The sequence below is a fragment of the Leucobacter edaphi genome (genome assembly GCF_016522535.1).
In the GTDB taxonomy this organism is placed as follows: domain Bacteria; phylum Actinomycetota; class Actinomycetes; order Actinomycetales; family Microbacteriaceae; genus Leucobacter; species Leucobacter edaphi.
On record NZ_JAEHOI010000001.1, the window covers coordinates 176,450 to 191,608 of the forward strand.

At 67.1% G+C, this 15,159-nt stretch carries 15 protein-coding genes; 12 read left to right on the top strand and 3 right to left on the bottom strand.

Features of this window, described 5'->3' with window-relative positions; translation table 11 throughout:
• Nucleotides 1-8 precede the first annotated feature (8 nt).
• From JD292_RS00785 to JD292_RS00800, 4 genes are all read left to right on the top strand, one after another.
• Complete coding sequence (locus JD292_RS00785; protein ID WP_200130827.1) at nt 9-536, top strand: hypothetical protein; 528 nt, start codon at nt 9-11, stop codon at nt 534-536.
• A 153-nt stretch (nt 537-689) separates the two neighbouring features.
• The gene (locus tag JD292_RS00790) at nt 690-1,331 is read left to right on the top strand and encodes a TetR/AcrR family transcriptional regulator (protein ID WP_200130828.1); all 642 of its coding nucleotides are present in this window, start codon (nt 690-692) and stop codon (nt 1,329-1,331) included.
• Between the two features lie 84 nt (nt 1,332-1,415).
• Complete coding sequence (locus JD292_RS00795; protein ID WP_200130829.1) at nt 1,416-2,735, top strand: MFS transporter; 1,320 nt, start codon at nt 1,416-1,418, stop codon at nt 2,733-2,735.
• Nucleotides 2,732-4,399, top strand: coding sequence for an amidohydrolase (locus JD292_RS00800; protein WP_200130830.1), 1,668 nt, complete (start codon nt 2,732-2,734; stop codon nt 4,397-4,399). The genes JD292_RS00795 and JD292_RS00800 overlap by 4 nt, the downstream gene beginning before the upstream one ends.
• 21 nt (nt 4,400-4,420) lie before the next feature.
• Here the strand turns inward: JD292_RS00800 and JD292_RS00805 are convergent, their stop codons facing one another.
• The gene (locus JD292_RS00805; protein WP_200130831.1) at nt 4,421-6,289 is read right to left on the bottom strand and encodes an FG-GAP and VCBS repeat-containing protein; all 1,869 of its coding nucleotides are present in this window, start codon (nt 6,287-6,289) and stop codon (nt 4,421-4,423) included.
• Between the two features lie 265 nt (nt 6,290-6,554).
• Here JD292_RS00805 and JD292_RS00810 point away from each other — a divergent pair, with 265 nt between their 5' ends.
• The 3 genes from JD292_RS00810 (at nt 6,555) to JD292_RS00820 (ending at nt 9,799) form a co-directional block, all read left to right on the top strand.
• Nucleotides 6,555-7,931: an MmgE/PrpD family protein gene (locus JD292_RS00810; RefSeq protein ID WP_369411098.1), complete on the top strand. Its 1,377-nt coding sequence runs from the start codon at nt 6,555-6,557 to the stop codon at nt 7,929-7,931.
• 64 nt (nt 7,932-7,995) lie between these two features.
• Nucleotides 7,996-8,832, top strand: a complete 837-nt coding sequence (locus JD292_RS00815) for a phosphosulfolactate synthase (RefSeq protein ID WP_200130833.1) — start codon at nt 7,996-7,998, stop codon at nt 8,830-8,832.
• Between the two features lie 163 nt (nt 8,833-8,995).
• Nucleotides 8,996-9,799, top strand: a complete 804-nt coding sequence (locus JD292_RS00820; protein ID WP_200130834.1) for a hypothetical protein — start codon at nt 8,996-8,998, stop codon at nt 9,797-9,799.
• A gap of 49 nt (nt 9,800-9,848) precedes the next feature.
• Here the strand turns inward: JD292_RS00820 and JD292_RS00825 are convergent, their stop codons facing one another.
• Nucleotides 9,849-10,157, bottom strand: a complete 309-nt coding sequence (locus tag JD292_RS00825) for a DUF4190 domain-containing protein (RefSeq protein WP_200130835.1) — start codon at nt 10,155-10,157, stop codon at nt 9,849-9,851.
• Nucleotides 10,158-10,421: 264 nt separating this feature from the next.
• On the opposite strand from JD292_RS00825, the gene JD292_RS00830 reads away from it, so the two are divergent.
• Nucleotides 10,422-10,652 (top strand): hypothetical protein, encoded by a 231-nt coding sequence (locus tag JD292_RS00830; RefSeq protein ID WP_200130836.1) that lies wholly within the window; start codon nt 10,422-10,424, stop codon nt 10,650-10,652.
• A gap of 146 nt (nt 10,653-10,798) precedes the next feature.
• Here JD292_RS00830 and JD292_RS00835 read toward each other — a convergent pair whose 3' ends face one another.
• Nucleotides 10,799-11,122: a hypothetical protein gene (locus JD292_RS00835; RefSeq protein WP_233613118.1), complete on the bottom strand. Its 324-nt coding sequence runs from the start codon at nt 11,120-11,122 to the stop codon at nt 10,799-10,801.
• A 50-nt stretch (nt 11,123-11,172) separates the two neighbouring features.
• Between JD292_RS00835 and JD292_RS00840 the strand changes: the two genes are divergently transcribed.
• The 4 genes from JD292_RS00840 (at nt 11,173) to JD292_RS00855 (ending at nt 15,054) form a co-directional block, all read left to right on the top strand.
• A complete protein-coding gene (locus tag JD292_RS00840; protein WP_200130837.1) occupies nt 11,173-11,631 on the top strand; it encodes a MarR family winged helix-turn-helix transcriptional regulator in 459 nt (152 codons plus the stop codon).
• Between the two features lie 19 nt (nt 11,632-11,650).
• On the top strand, nt 11,651-12,193 hold the full coding sequence (locus JD292_RS00845) for a YaeQ family protein (protein ID WP_200130838.1): 543 nt from the start codon (nt 11,651-11,653) through the stop codon (nt 12,191-12,193).
• 138 nt (nt 12,194-12,331) lie between these two features.
• Nucleotides 12,332-13,603, top strand: coding sequence for a DUF2510 domain-containing protein (locus JD292_RS00850; protein WP_200130839.1), 1,272 nt, complete (start codon nt 12,332-12,334; stop codon nt 13,601-13,603).
• The gene (locus JD292_RS00855; RefSeq protein ID WP_200130840.1) at nt 13,600-15,054 is read left to right on the top strand and encodes a hypothetical protein; all 1,455 of its coding nucleotides are present in this window, start codon (nt 13,600-13,602) and stop codon (nt 15,052-15,054) included. Before JD292_RS00850 ends, JD292_RS00855 begins: the two co-directional genes overlap by 4 nt.
• Nucleotides 15,055-15,159 lie beyond the last annotated feature (105 nt).

Consider the following 15,159-nt stretch of genomic DNA (forward strand, 5'->3'; position numbering starts at 1 on the left):
TGCGAATCGTGTTCGAGGCGCCTCCGAGAGCCATTCGATCGGTGCTCGCCCTGGTCTATGCCGCGGCTCTGCTTTACCAGTTCATCGTTGTCTGGGACCCGGGGGAACTCTTCGGCGCATTTGCAGCGAGCATTCGTGCGCAGCTGGCTGCGGATTCGGCCACTGGGCCGGATGCCGGCTCGATGCTGTCGATGGCTTCCGAAGCGTCAGAATCAGCGATGCTGCAGGCCCAGGACTATTTCTGGGGGAGCGTGATTACGTTTACGGGGACTTTCGTCGTTGCCGTCGACCTCGTGCTGCAGGGAGCGAAAGCGTCCGTCTGGCGGACGGTGCGCCGTTTAGTGGCGCTCGCGATCCCGCCAGCCAGTCTCTTTCTCGCCGGGATGAGCGGGGAGAACCGGCTGCCATTCGCCCTCCTGCCGGAAAGCTGGCTTCCGCTCACGCTCGTGGTGGCGCTGCCTGTCGTCATTGCGTGGCTGCCGGAGCAGAGGACGAGAGTATTCCCCATTCAGCGTGCATGGTCGCCCGCGCAGTGAGCGAGGTTTCGAGTCCTCTTTTCGATCACGGGGAATGTGTCGATTCGTCGGCTTCAGCGGGTATAGGTTCCCGGCTTGATTAATCGAACGCCATTCGGTTTGATAATCGAGCGGCGTTCGATTAGCGTGAGGTCACCCGACGATTGGATTGCGATGGCGCGACCCCTCACCCCGCTGCTCAGCGAAGCACGCATCCTCGATGCCGTGCGGCGCCTGAGCGTCGACGGCGACTTCACCCTCGCACAGCTCGCCCGCGAACTCGACGTGCGGGTGTCCTCCATCTATCACCACGTTCCCTCGAAGGCCGCGATCGTCCACCTGCTCCGACGCGACTGGATCCACCGGCTCCGTGAGCAGCTGGGCGAGAGCTCGGGTCGCGAGCGTTTGTCGAGGATCGTCCGCTCCTACGCGGCCTTCGCCTCAGAGATCCCCGCGCTCGTTCCGCACCTGATCACCGAGCCACTGCACGACGACGAGCTCACCTGGCTGTACGAGGAGCTCGCGGCAACCCTCGCGGACCTCGGCGTCCCCGAAACCCGAATCGTGCCCCTGATCGGCACCATCGATGCGATCGTCATGGGCGCGGCTTTCGACCTGCTCGCCCCGCCGTTCCAGGCGAGCGAGGTGAGCGAGGACGCGCATCCGAGACTCAGCGCCGCCCTCGCGACGCTCCCCGAGGACACGGATCGGCGCGAGCACCTTGCGGGCATGATCGATCACCTCCTGGCGGGTCTCCTCGGCGAGGATCCCGAGCGATTCATCGCCGCCCGCGAGGCAGACGCTTCAACCCCCTGATCCGGCGCCGTCGCCCCGCGGGTGCGGCCGCGGCGGCCCCAAACCGAACCCTCCCAGCTCACCCCAACGAAGAGGAAAGCTCACATGACACCGCCCCGAACAAGCGGCCAACGCGCGGGAACTCCCGCAATGGGCGCGCTCATCACCACCTGGGTGTTTGCGCTTCTTCCGGCGAACCTGGTGCCATCGATCGTCGAGAAGCTCGTCTATCAGCTCGGGGTCGAAGTGACGACCGCCGGTGCGGTCGCAACGGGGATGACGCTCGCGAACGCCGTCGCGGTGCTCTCGTCGCGGCGGGCGGTGCAGCGCGGCAACCGGGTCGCGATCGCGCGGATCGGGCTCGCGGTCATGATGCTCGCGTTCGCTTCCGGCGCGATCTGGCCGACGGCGGGCGTCAGCATGATCGCCCTGATCGCCGGGGGAGTGGGTTCCGGTCTCGTGATCTCGGCGGCAACGGCCGCGGTCTCGGCGACGCCGGACCCGGATCGCGCGACCTCCGTCGTTATGATCGTCAACCGATTCGTCGTGGCGGTCGCGTTCCTCGCGATCCCGCTCGTCGGCGGCGGCGTGCGTGAACTCTTCCTGATCCTCGCGATCCCGGGCATTCTGGGGTTCGTCGGCGCGCACTGGCTTCCGCGCTTGCCCGAGGAGACCGCGATCGTCTCGGTCGTCGGGACGGCCGCCTCGGCGGCTTCTGCGGGAGACGCGGCCCCGCCGGCGCCCGCGTCGCTGCGCGCCGCGAGGGCGGTCGTGACTCCGGCCGCCCGGCGCACGCGCAGGATCGGCTGGCTGCTCGCGATTGGGTTTGGCGCGTGGTCGATCACCGACGACGGCGTATACGGCCTCGTCGGGATTATCGTGGGCGAGAGCGATATGCCGGTCTCGGAGAGTTTCGTTCCGATGATCTTCTCACTGTCGATCTTCTGCGGTCTGGGTGGCGCTCTCGTCGCGCCGTTCCTGCATCGCTGGTTCGGCCGCACCCCGACCCTCGCGGCGCTGCTCTCCGTGAGCGCGCTCGCGAAGCTCGGGCTGATCCTGATCGCGGATCCCGCGATGTATGCGACCGCGAGCGCGGTGTGGGGCTTCGTGTTCGGCGCTATGCTCCCGCTCGTGTTCGGACTCGCCGCCTCCCTGTCGAAGGACGGGGGCGCGAGCGTTCTCGTGAACGGCGTGTATGTGATCGGCGTCGCGCTGGGCCCGTTGATCTCGACGCAGCTCTTCGACCGCTTCGGCACGTTGCCGCTCGCCATCGTGATGACCGCGCTCGCCGGAATCACCGGGTCGATCATCGTCTACGCATCTCGTTTCGCCGAGCCTTCGAGCTCCGGCACCGCGAGCCCCAATCTCGAATCATCCCCTTCCTCCGCCGCACCGGCGGCCGAAACGATCGGAGCCGACGCATGACCTCCCGGACCCTCTTCCTCAACGCGACCGCTTTCCTCGCCGGAGCCCCCGTGCCCGACCGCGGGGTGCTGATCCGCGACGGCAGGATCGCCGCGATCGGCGAGAGCTCGGCGATCGCCGCGCTGCCCGAGGCCGCGGACGCGGAGCGGATCGATGCCGCCGGCGGTCTGCTGCACCCGACCTTCGCCGACGCGCACGTGCACACCGTGTTCGGCGGCGTCGAGCTCGGGCGCCTCGACCTGAGCAACACGGTCGATGCGGCGGACACCCTGGCGCAGATCGCCGCGTACGCTGCGGAGTACACGGGCGAGTGGATCCTCGGCGGCGGCTGGCACATGTCGTTCTTCGAGGGCGGGATCCCGACGCGCGAAGCCCTGGACTCGGTGGTGCCGGATCGTCCTGTTTTCCTGATCAACGCGGATCACCACGGCGCGTGGGCCAACTCGCGCGCGTTCGAGATCGCCGGGATCGACGCGAGTACGCCCGACCCGGCCGACGGTCGGTTTGAACGGCACCCGGACGGCACGCCGTCGGGGGCGATGCAGGAGGGCGCGCAGGAGCTTTTCGCCCACGTGCTTCCTCCCACGACGATGGAGGAGTGCCGATCCGGTCTGCTCCGCGGGCAGGAACTCCTGCACCGACTGGGGATCACGGCCTGGCAGGAGGCGATCCTGGGTGAGTATGCCGGCTACCCGGACGTGACCGAGGCGTACGCCTCTGAAGTGGAGGGGGGTCTCGAGTCGGACGTCTCCGGCGCGCTCTGGGTCACTCGCGCGCTGTCCGATCCGGATTCCCCGATCGACCCCGATGCTGTTGTCGCTGATTTCGAGCGGCGCCGCGACGAGGCCGCCGCCCGCGGCTTCCGTACCAGCACGGCGAAGATCATGGTCGACGGCGTCGCCGAGAATCTCACCGCGGCGATGAACGAGCCCTACGTCCGCGGTTGCGACTGCGGCGGTGGCGACGAGAATCGGGGCCTGGCCTACTTCTCCGCCGAGGACCTGAAGGTCCTGGTCCCGAAGCTGAACGCGCGCGGCTTCCACGCGCACTTCCACGCGATTGGCGACCGGGCGGCGCGGTACGCGCTCGACGCGGTCGAGATGGTGCCAGCGGCCGACCGCGCGGGCGTCCGCAACCATATCGCGCATCTGCAGGTTGTCGACCCCGTCGACGTTCCTCGCTTCGCGACGCTCGACGTGACCGCGAACTGCCAGGCGCTGTGGGCGGTTCTGGAAGCCCAGATGGTGGAGCTCACCCTGCCAATCCTGGGGGAGGAGCGATCCAGCTGGCAGTACCCCTTCGGATCCCTGTTCCGGAGCGGAGCCACGCTCGCGTTCGGGTCCGATTGGCCCGTGTCGACCCCCGATCCGTGGCAGGCTCTGCACGTCGCCGTCAATCGGCGCGCGCCTGGCGAACCCGACTCCGAGCCGCTCCTGCCCGGTGAGGCCCTCCCCCTCGCGGTGGCGCTCGACGGCTACACGCGCGGTTCGCACGAACTGCTCGGCACGCCGCGTGGCGCAGGGCGGCTCACCGAGGGCGCGACGGCGGACCTCGCACTCGCGGATCGCGACCCGTTTGCTGGTCCAGCGAGCGAGATCTGGATGACCAGGAACCTGATCACGATGCGCGAGGGCAGGATCGTCGCCGACAACCGCTCGGAGTGAGCGCCCCACCGGGCTCCCGGCTCAGTGTCTGCGGCGCGCCATGAGCGCTGCTCCGCTGACGGCCGCGAGTCCGGCGAGGGCGGCGAGCGCCATGAGCGCGGGGCCCCGGTCTTCCGCGCCGGTTCGTGACAGCGCGGTGTGGCGCGGAGCCGCTCCGTCGGCCCTGAATGTCGCTCCGCTGTCGGCCGATTGCGAAGACGCCGCTGGCGCTGACGCTGCGGGTGCGCTCGGTGTCGTGGGCGAGGCGCCTTGGGGCTGCTTCGCTCCGGGCGCGGAACTCGCCGGTTCCGATCCTGGCTGAGCGGGTACCGCGGGAGCCTCGGCCGCGATGGGTGCCGGCCGGGTGGCGGTGAAGGAGAGGATCCGCACCGAAGGGACCTCGCCGTTCCAGGTGAAGGACGCGGGCGCGCCCGCAGCGAACGTGACGCGGGATCCTCTCGGATCTGCGGTGAGGTCGCCGAACGACCGGCCCAGGTGCTGGGACGCCTCGGTGCCGCCGATCACGGCGCCGCCCGTGAAGCTGTCTCCTGGCGCTGCCGGGCGCAGCAGATCTGCCGCGTTGAGCACCCCCGAGGCGGAGAGCGGGAGCGCACCGGTGACGAGCGCTCGCGAATCTATCGCCGCGACATAGCCGGCGCCGCGCGGCGCCGCGTCCAACGCCCCATCCATCCCGCCGATCAGGAGCACGGACCAGCCCTGCATGCGCGCCGCGCCGACGGCGTGACCGAAGTGATCCCCAGCTGCGATTCCGTTGATCCACCATCCGCGCGGCGTTCCGCTCTGTGCGCCACGCACGGCGGGTTCGGTGGCGTACTCGGGATGCGTTGACACGCTCTCGCGCTCAGCGGACCCGCGGACGACGACCCCGCTCCCCGCGAGTGGTTCGTCGGAGTCGCCTCCGAGGAGGAGGTCATCGAAGCCGTCTCCGTCGATGTCGCCGATCCCCACCGATGATCCCGCGATCAGGTCGTATCCACGGGCCGGCCCGTCGATCCGGAAACCGGGAACGTCTCCAGAGGAAAGATCGATGTCGCGTTTCAGGTCGGTCAGGACCCACGCGGTTCCCGCGCCGTTCCCCGGCGAGCTCTCCGGTCCCCGCGCGGGTGCGCCGACGAGGAGATCTGCCCGGCCGTCTCCATTGACGTCTCCCGCTCGACTCGCTGAAACGAGATCGATGCCCTGACCCGAGATTCGGACTCCCGGTGCCTGCTTGAGCGTGCCCTGACCCGACGCCGCAGTGGGGCTCAGCAGCGTGACATCGCCGCTCGTGTCCGTCACGGCGACATCGGCCCGGCCATCACCGGTGACATCGCCGACGCCGATCGCTCGGGTGACGGAACCGCTGAAGCGCGCGCCTCGGGTGCCCAGGTCATCGAGGGCGACCTCTCTGAAGTCAGCGGCCCCGAAAACGATGTAGACCGCGCTGCCCTGGGCCACGACGGCCAGGTCATCGAAGGAATCACCGTTGACATCGCCCGCGCAGCGCACGTCGACCCCTCCCATCGGGTTCTCGGCGCTGTCGAGAATGCGCACGGCGCCGCGCTCCTCGATCGGGCCCGACGCTGTGTCCTCGGTGACGTCCAACAGAACGTAAGCGCCGATCGCGCCGGGGCTGGAATCGAAGGTCTGGGAGTTTCCGGCGGCGAGATCAGGGATGCCGTTCCCGTTGATGTCGCAGGATTCCTGAGAAACGGTCGATCCGAACGCCAGCCCAGGCGTGCCGGTGATCGAACGATCGGAGTGCCACTGAAGCGGTGTGGGCGCCTGCCGTTCCGGCTGCTCGACGGCCCCTGCCGCAGTGGCATGAACAGCGGAAACGATGGGGAGGGTGAGAATCGCTGCGGCTACGGCGAGCGCCGTTCTGCGGATCCTCGAGGGAGAGACGGGCATGCGGTGGCCTTTCCGACGTCTGTGTGAATGTGCGCGTTGAGCATACATCAGATGAAGATAAGGCTGCACTTCATTCTTTGTTCGGCGCTGACAGGAGAAATGCAATCGCGCGGAACTCGAAGGGCGGGTGGGGTGCGCGACACCTCGGCGAGGCCTTCCTCTCTCAGCACTTGCTGCGAGCGGCGAAACCTTCCCTTGACCTTCCGAGCCGAGCTTCATAGCCTGAGGTTAGGCAAACCTTCATCGGATGAATTGGGTGGTGCACGTGACCGAAGTACAGCAGCTTGCAGAATTTGTTCACTCGGCGAGGTTCGAGGACCTGAGTCCGGAGGCCCTCGAGCAGCTGAAAATCCGGCTCCTGGACACGCTGGGAGTCGCCATCGGGGCCCTCGATGCTGATCCGATCGTGGCGATCCGGGAGCTCCTCGACGACCTCGGGGGTTCCCCGGACGCGACCCTCATCGGAGGGGGAAAGACGAGTCCCGAACGCGCCGCGTTCTTCAATAGCGCCGCGAGCCGCTACCTCGATTTCATGGACTCCTACCTCGCGAAGGGAGAGACGAACCACCCCTCCGACAACATCGGTGCCGTGCTCGCCTCGGCCGAGAGCGTCGGGGCCTCCGGGAAGGAACTGTTGACCGCGATCGCGGTCGCGTACCAGGTGCACACGCGGCTTTCCGATGTGGCTCCGGTGCGCGCAAAGGGGTTCGACCACACCACGCAGGGCGCCTTTGCCGCCGCTGCGAGTGCAGCAAAGGCGCTCCGGCTTCCCGCCGATCAGATCGCGAACGCGATCGCGATCGCGGGTACCGCCAACGTCGCGCTTCGCGTCACGAGAACGGGAAACCTCAGCCACTGGAAGGGCCTGGCCTATCCGCACGTCTCCAAGGAAGGAACGTTTGCGGCGCTCCTTGCTTCTCGTGGAATCACCGGTCCCGAGCAGGTATTCGAGGGGAACAAGGGGTTCAAGGACTCGGTCTCAGGGCCGTTCGAGATCGACTGGTCCGCGGAGAACCTTGAGAGCGTGCTCGGCACAATCATCAAGAAGCACAACGCGGAGATCCACTCGCAGTCCGCGCTCGACGCGGCGCAGGACATCCGGGCGCAGGACGGCTTTAACGTGCGGGCCATCGAGAAGATTCGGCTGCACACGTTCGACGTGGCCTACTCGATCATCGGAGGAGGGGAAGAGGGAGACAAGCGACTGGTGCGCACCAAGGAAGAGGCCGACCACTCGCTTCCCTGGATGCTCGCGGTCGTCCTCCTGGATGGCGTCTTGACCCCGGCCCAGTACGAGCCAGAGCGGATCGTCGCCTCGGACGTGCAGAGCCTGATGACACGGATCGAGATCATTCCGAAGCAGGAGTTCTCCGACCGTTTCCCTGCGCAGATGCCAGCGGACCTTCGGGTGGAGCTCGTCGACGGCACCGCGTTCTCCTCGTCTCAGGACAGCTATCTCGGATTCCACGACAACCCGTTCGACTGGTCCTCCGCACGAGCGAAGTTCGACTCGCTCGCGTCCCCGTTCGCGAGCGAGTCGCTTCGGAATGAGATCGACGAGATCGTTCACGACCTCGAGAACCGGACGGTCGGCGAACTCACCGATGCCCTCGGGAGGGTCTCCAGGAATCAGGAGCACTGACCCGCACGGAGTCCCCGCACGCAACGAACCCGCCTGCACAGCAGGAACAGAGAGAGGAATCATCATGTCCAATGCAGTTCCGCACGACGTCTCGTTCAACTTCGTTCCCCGCGCCTACCGGCCGGCAAAGCCTCGGACCTTCGGTATGACCGAGGTGCGGGCGCCCTACTATGCCACCTTCGGCACGCGTCACCTTGAAGACGTGTTCGAGATCGCGGGGCAGTGGGTCGACGGCATCAAGTGGGCCGGCGGATCATTCGCGCTCGCGCCAACCGAGCAGGTGCGAAAGTTCAGCGACATCGCCCACGCGAACGACGCCTACGTTTCTTCCGGTGGGTGGATCGAAACTGTACTGCGCTACGGGGACGACGCCGTTGACCACTATCTCAAGGAGGCGAAGGAGGTCGGCTTCGATGTCATTGAGATCTCGACCGGTTTCATCATGCTCAACACCTCCGGCCTGCAGCGGCTGGTCGAGAAGGTCGTCAAGGCAGGGCTGAAGGCAAAGCCCGAGCTCGGTATCCAGATCGGATCCGGGGGAGACTCCGGCGAGGCCGAGCTCGCGGCAGAGGGCAAGAAGGACATCGGCGATCTCATCGACCGCGGCAAGCGCACTCTGGAAGCCGGCGCCTCGATCATCATGATCGAGTCCGAGGGCATCACGGAGAACGTGACCGAGTGGAACACCGGGGCCGCGGCTGCGATTATCAACGGCCTCGGACTTGAGAACGTGATGTTCGAGGCCGCCGACGGGCCCGTGTTCGAGTGGTACGTCAAGAACTATGGCAACGAGGTCAACCTCTTCGTCGACCACAGCCAGGTGCTGCAGCTCGAGGGCCTCCGCCAGAACATCTGGGGCAACAAGAGCACCTGGGGCCGTGTGATCAACCCCGCGCCCTAGCCGTTTGGGGTGCGCTGCAGGGGCGACGGCAAGAACCGGCGTCCCGCGGCACTCCCGTGCCGCGTCGTCTGGGTGAGACCGTGGGTGAATCGGCGCTCAAATGAGGCGGGGGGCGCCGGAACGCCTCCTGCGCGTCGCTACGATGTGACACGCAGGAGGCGTCATGAACACCGCAATTGCCCAGATGGCACATGAAAACGGCTGGAGCTACGAGGAGGCCGGGGACCCACCGGCGCTCGGAGGAACCCTGTGGGAGCAGGTGTCGAACGGCACTGCTCGCGACAAGGTGGTCGGCGACGGGTGGGAAGCCGGAACCATCACCGGCGGCTCGCGCTCGGCCACCCAGGTGAGCAGGAAAGGACGCCTGGAGGTTCGGCGAACGGTAACCGTCTCTGCGCCGAAGCGCAGCATCACCCTCGGGTACTTCGCGATCACGCTGCCTCGGAGGCTCCCGCACATGGTGCTCGACGCCACGCGGAACGGCCGCGGCATGGTGACCAGACCCCGCGCCGGACAAGCGCTCTCCCTCGAGGGAGACTTCGACTCGCACTTCCAGCTCTACGCCCCGAACGGCTATGAACGGGACGCGCTCTACGTGTTCACGCCCGATCTCATGGCGCTCCTCATCGACGAGGCGGGCGACCTCGACGTCGAGATTCGAGACAACCAGCTCATCGTCTACCGGGAGGGCGGGTTCGACCTGCTCGATCCGCGAGTGCGGGAGCGATTCGCGCAGCTCCGGGCGACGATCGGTGCGCTCGCCTGGTCGCAGAGCGACAGGTACCTCGACGATCGGGTGCCGGCCCCTCGGCTCCTCCGAGCGGGGCCGGCCGACAACGAGGTTGGTGCAGGGGGTCAGCGACTCCGACGGAAGCTGCCGAAGGAGGCCCTGATCGGGGTGTGGGCTGCGGGGGGCGGGCTCGCCGTCGCCGCGGTCACGGGCCTGCTCCTGATCCTGCTGCGGTGACTCGTGCGCGCGACGGGGTTCCCCGGCGGCGCTGACGGCCGCCCGGCGATCACCTCGAGTACGAGTAATTCGGCAGGAGAACCACGAGGAGAATCACCCCGATGACCGCGATCACCTCGAGAGCGAGAATGACATACCCGATGATAGTGCCAGCGAGCGCGAGCCCGCGGCCTCGCTCACCGGACCGTTTGATCTGACCCAGAGCGATATGCCCGCAGATGATGCCGACCAGGCTGACGAAGAACGAGGCGACGAAAGCGACGATCGCGAGCGTGTTCGTGGGCGGAACAGGCTGCTGCGGTGCGTACGGCTGCTGGGAGTACTCGGGCGCGGGCGGGGTCGGGGGAAAAGCGGACATGACGAGACGAGATCCTTTGCTCAGGGGGAAAGCGAGGGCACGACGGGTGCGCTGCGCGAATACTGCAGCGTGGCGCACGACTTGATTCTACGGCTCGGGCAATGGAGCCTGCCCCAAGGTGACGTTCCGAGCGTGCGAGGTCACCGACTCAGGGGGTGCGAAGGTCGCCCGATGCGGGTCGGGCAAGGGTTGGCAGTGGCGGAAAAATCCCTGGTGAAGCGCGAGAAGCGCGGTAGCATGGAAGAAACTACGAGGGAGTGGCTCATGATCGAGAACCGAAACCGCAGCCGCCTGTTTCTGCTGCCGATTGGCATCGCGATGGTCCTCGGGGCGGGCTCATTCACCTTCGGCTCGGCCGGTGCGCAGTGGATGTGGGCCGATCAGCCCTGGGTGGCCGTGCTGTTCGTTGCGCTCGGCGCTGCGATGCTCGCCGTCGCCATGTTTTCCCGGCAGCCGGCCAGGACGCGACCGGCGAAGCGGGCGCGTCGCCGATAGCACCCCGCGCCGCCCGGGCCCTGGGCGGTGTCGCCGTAGGCGGAGGCATTGTGGGCGGTGGCGTCGTGGATGCCGTCGTTCGGTCGAGCTCCTGCCCGCTGCGCCGCTCGCTCGCCTGCTGTGCGTGGCTGCCCGGTTTCTCCTGCTCAGGAAGAGGAACGAGCAGCGTCCCTCGGCTCCTCGCTCCCCGCTGAGGATGCCGGTGGGGCATCGTGGTCGGCCGGAATCGCCGGCGGGCAGGACAGGTGCGTCGGCTTTCCAGGCCCGCCGCGGTCGATCCGGTGGTCCTTCATCGGCTGCGCGCAGACGGGGCAGCGGGGATCGGCCGGCGGAACGTAGGGCGGCTCATTGGGGTCGCCGAGATCCGCGGTTCCCTCGAACTGGTAGAAGAAACGCAGCCAGGCATTGAAGAAGCCAGGCTGGCCGTCGTAGGGGGTCGGATGCCAGAGTCGTCTTTTTCGTTTGGGCACGAACGAAATGCTACCCGATCGTTTGGGCACAAACAAGATAGGGTGGTGACATGGTGGAACCCTCCGATGATCTGCTCGAGCTCGACCGACAGGTGTGCTTTGCGCTCGCGGTCGCGAGTCGCAGCGTGATCGGCGTGTACCGACCGATACTCGAGCCGCTCGGGCTCACGCACCCGCAGTACCTGGTCATGCTGGCGCTCTGGGGTGACGCCCCGCTGCGCTTCCGCGAAATCGCCGAGATGCTGCGGCTCGATCCGGCAACGCTGTCGCCGATCATCAAACGGCTCGAGCAGAACGGACTGATCGAGCGGCAGCCTGTTGAGGGGGACGAGCGCACGTTCAGCCTCGTCCCGACCGAGACCGGACGCGCGCTTCGCGAGCGCGCACTCAACGTGCCGCCCGCGGTAATCGATCGGCTCGGCATGCCCGTCGATCGTCTCCTCGCGCTCCGCGACGAACTGGGTGAGATCATCGCCGCGGTCGACCGCGGAACCGAGCAGGCAAGCTGAGCCACTAGGCTCGGGCACCATGGCCATCGGCGCAACGATTCACAGTTTCGACATCGATCTCGCAGACGTGGACCGCGGGGTGTACGAGACGCTCCCGCTGAAGGTTGCGCGGCACCCCTCGGAGACCGAGGCATTCATGGTCACCAGGGTCCTCGCGTACTGTCTCGAGTACGACGAGGGGATCGCCTTCGGTGCCGGCGGAATCTCCTCGACGGACGAGCCCGCCGTGCTCGTGCGCGACCTCACCGGCCAGATCACGGCATGGATCGAGGTGGGGGCGCCCGACGCTCAGCGGCTGCACCACGGCAGCAAGCTCGCGCGGCGGGCCGCCGTCTACACGCATCGCGAGCCCGAAGCGCTGCTCCGCGGGTGGGCGGGCAAGACGATCCATCGGGCGGAGGAGATCGCGATCCGCTCCTTCGATCGGGCGTTGATCGACCGCGTTGCCGGGAAGCTGGAGCGTCGCAACTCGGTATCGCTGTCGCGCACGGAGGGGACGCTCTACCTCGTGATCAACGGGGAGGCGCTGGACGGAGAAATCCGCGAGCACGCGCTCGTGTGACCTCGTAGGGCGATCATTTTTCCCGATCCCGCCGGAAAAGCTACCTCTAGGGTTTTCACAGCAACCGCATCAGGCAAATATAGTGGTGCTCGAGGGCACGGAAACCTGCCCGCGGAACGGCAATCGAGGGCGGTACGTGTGAGTCAGGTCGCAGCCGGGTGGTATCCGGACCCGGAGGTCAACGGTCAGCTTCGCTGGTGGGATGGCGGCGCGTGGAGCGAGCACGTCGCGCCCGCGCAGGCTCCCGCGCAAGCGCCAGCGCAGGCCCAAGCGCCAGCGCAGGCCCAGGCACAGGCAGGTCCGCAGCAGTTCGCGCCGCAAGTCGCCGCCGCAGTGCCGGCGCCCGCGGGCCAGCAGCCGACGCCGAAGCCGAGGAAGGATCCGGCACGCCGCGTGTGGAACGCCGGAACATGGGTGACCTTCGGAATCTGTCTCGCGCTCATCCTCGGTGCGATCGTCGCGGTGCCCCAGATCTACGCCAGTGCGAGCGCTGCGAGTGACCGCGAGGCGGAGGCGGTCCTCAAGAAGTTCATCGCGGCGGGAGAGCGGCAGGACGATTCGTGGCGGGACTACGCGACGCCGCAGTTCTCGGCACGCGTCCTGGCGGGCGCGCCGATCGGGGGCGAGCGGAACACCGCCAAGGCCCTCGACCTCAAGGTGACCACCGAGGTTGAGAAGCTCAAGCTCTTCACGAACGAGTGGTACTCCGCCATGCCGCCGCGCTCGGACCAGCTCGACATGGGCACCGCCGACATCACGATCACCTACAACTTCACGATCGGCGGGAAAAAGCAGGAGGCCGTCGTCGAGCAGACGGTGTGGATGGCCCGGCCGTTCTACTACGGCAACAAGAAGCCGGCGATGTACAGCACGACCAAGACACCGACGGCGGTCGGCCCCTGGCGCGTCTTCCGTCTCGCGAATCGAGAGTCGAACGGGCTTCCTCCGAGGTGGCTGACCACGCTCTCTGAAAAGAAGAACCAGGAGACATCACTGACCTGTGACTCCGGTCCAGAGGCGTACCAGGACATGTCCGACTACCTTCGCGTCGACAACCAGTTCTATTCGAACTGCCTGTTCGGGAAAGCCGGTGTGAAGATGCCGGAAGACGTGGACCGCAAGGATATTGCCGCGCACGTGCCGGCCATCGACCCGATCAGCGGTATGGGCAACGCCGCCGAGATTACCGGCGTCGGGGACATCTACCTCGGCGCGAAGAATACCCCGATCATGCAGTTCCCGTTCAAGGGGGAAAAAGCTACCTACGTCGTCACCTTCGTGCTGGTCAAGGAGGAGGAGTTCGGGATCTCCACAACGGACGAGACTCGCGCGGCGCTCGTCGCCGTGCAGCCCGCCGCGGTTGTGAAGGGCGACACGGACACCGGTGCTGATGAGGGGAAGAAGAAGTGAGCGGACAGCCGAACGCCCCGCACGACGTGAATGGCACCGGGCAGCGCACCGAGCCAGGGGCGCACGACACGACCGAGCCGGCACAGGCCGCGTCGGCGGGCCGGACGAAAGCCCGCCCGACTCCCGCAGTGAAGCGTAAGCGACTGAGCGCCCGACTTGGCATGGTTCTGGGCACCGTCGCGGTGCTCGCGCTGACGGCCGGCATCGTCTTCCTGACGCTGCCGAAGCCCCCGCCCCTTGGCGCAGCGTCCGACCTGCCGAGCACGGGACTCGAGTCGTGGGCTCAGACCAGCGACCGCCTCGGCATGAGCCAGGGGTGGAAGGACCTCAACGAGGCGATGGCGGACGGTGATCGCGAGAAGTTCCTCTCCTACGCGGAACCGGCCGCGCGCGAGGGGATGGCGCGCTGGTGGGATGGAACGAAGAAGGTCGGGTGGACGCTCGGATTCGCGCTTCCCGGCGCTCGCGTCGATGAGAAGTCGAACGAGACGGTCCAGCAGATGACCCTGGGCGCGCAGCTCGCGTTCTCGGCACACGCCGATCGCGGCAGCGGACTGAGCGCCTCCGGACTGAAGCTGACGCAGTCGTACCAGTACGACGTCACCTACAAGGTCAACGAGGGCGACGATCTCAAGATCGCCACCTTCAAGCCGACCGCGGACAACTGGATGCCGTGGGACGACGGGGAGATCTACGTGGTGAAGCGCCCGCACGTGGTGCTGTTCGGAATGGCGTCCGAGAAAAAGCTCGTCGACTCGACCGCGGATGTCGCGGAGGAATCCGCGGTGATCGCGCTCGATTCGCTGAAGAAGCTCGGCGGCACCGCGCCCGTGAAGGGCTTCGTGGCCGCGATCACGGACGACGAGAAGCGCTTCAGCCGCTGGTACGGGCCGAACCAGGCCGCGTTCGACGTCGCGGGCATCGCGACCCAGACCCTGAAGCCCGGCTCCGAGGTGCTGGAGCTCGATCCCGAGATCGCAACCGGCGACGGGAACTCCGGCATGCTCGTCACGATGTCGCCCAAATCGGTCAATCACCGAAAAGAGACCTTCGTTCACGAGTTCGGGCACGTGATCCACGAGACCGCTGCCCCGGACGAGGGCGCCTTCAGCTACAACAGCGAGCAGAAAGTCGAGGGCTTCGCCCGGTACTTCGAGAATGTCGCGGGCGTGGGGAGCGGCTACTTCACCGACCCGCGCACCGCCCAGAACATCCTCGAGAAGGGCGATGGGGCTCTCTCCGACGAGATCTTCAACAGCAAGGACGCGGGACTCTTCTACGACGCGGCCGGCTCCTACTACCAGTTCGTCGCGGACTCCGGTGGGAACGCCTGGGATATCGCGCTCAAGTGGAACGGCTCGGAATCCCTGATCTCGCTCGGGACCGAGCAGAACAAGAAGTTCAGCGTGGAGAACTGGCAGGCCTGGGTGCGGGAGCAGACCGGCGGCTAGTCCGTTGGGTGCGTGTGCGCGGCGGCCTCGGGGGTTCCCCGGGGCCGTCGCTGTGCGTGGGCCCGTACGTCGCGGCAGCGCAACAAACGCCCCACTTCGGGGTAT

What these genes read in the sequence shown, in the direction of transcription:
- JD292_RS00790 (WP_200130828.1), top strand. Translation starts at nt 690, where the DNA reads ATGGCGCGACCCCTCACCCCGCTGCTCAGCGAAGCACGCATCCTCGAT.
- JD292_RS00795 (WP_200130829.1), top strand. Translation starts at nt 1,416, where the DNA reads ATGACACCGCCCCGAACAAGCGGCCAACGCGCGGGAACTCCCGCAATG.
- JD292_RS00800 (WP_200130830.1), top strand. Translation starts at nt 2,732, where the DNA reads ATGACCTCCCGGACCCTCTTCCTCAACGCGACCGCTTTCCTCGCCGGA.
- JD292_RS00805 (WP_200130831.1), bottom strand. Translation starts at nt 6,289, where the DNA reads ATGCCCGTCTCTCCCTCGAGGATCCGCAGAACGGCGCTCGCCGTAGCC.
- JD292_RS00815 (WP_200130833.1), top strand. Translation starts at nt 7,996, where the DNA reads ATGTCCAATGCAGTTCCGCACGACGTCTCGTTCAACTTCGTTCCCCGC.
- JD292_RS00820 (WP_200130834.1), top strand. Translation starts at nt 8,996, where the DNA reads ATGAACACCGCAATTGCCCAGATGGCACATGAAAACGGCTGGAGCTAC.
- JD292_RS00825 (WP_200130835.1), bottom strand. Translation starts at nt 10,157, where the DNA reads ATGTCCGCTTTTCCCCCGACCCCGCCCGCGCCCGAGTACTCCCAGCAG.
- JD292_RS00830 (WP_200130836.1), top strand. Translation starts at nt 10,422, where the DNA reads ATGATCGAGAACCGAAACCGCAGCCGCCTGTTTCTGCTGCCGATTGGC.
- JD292_RS00840 (WP_200130837.1), top strand. Translation starts at nt 11,173, where the DNA reads ATGGTGGAACCCTCCGATGATCTGCTCGAGCTCGACCGACAGGTGTGC.
- JD292_RS00845 (WP_200130838.1), top strand. Translation starts at nt 11,651, where the DNA reads ATGGCCATCGGCGCAACGATTCACAGTTTCGACATCGATCTCGCAGAC.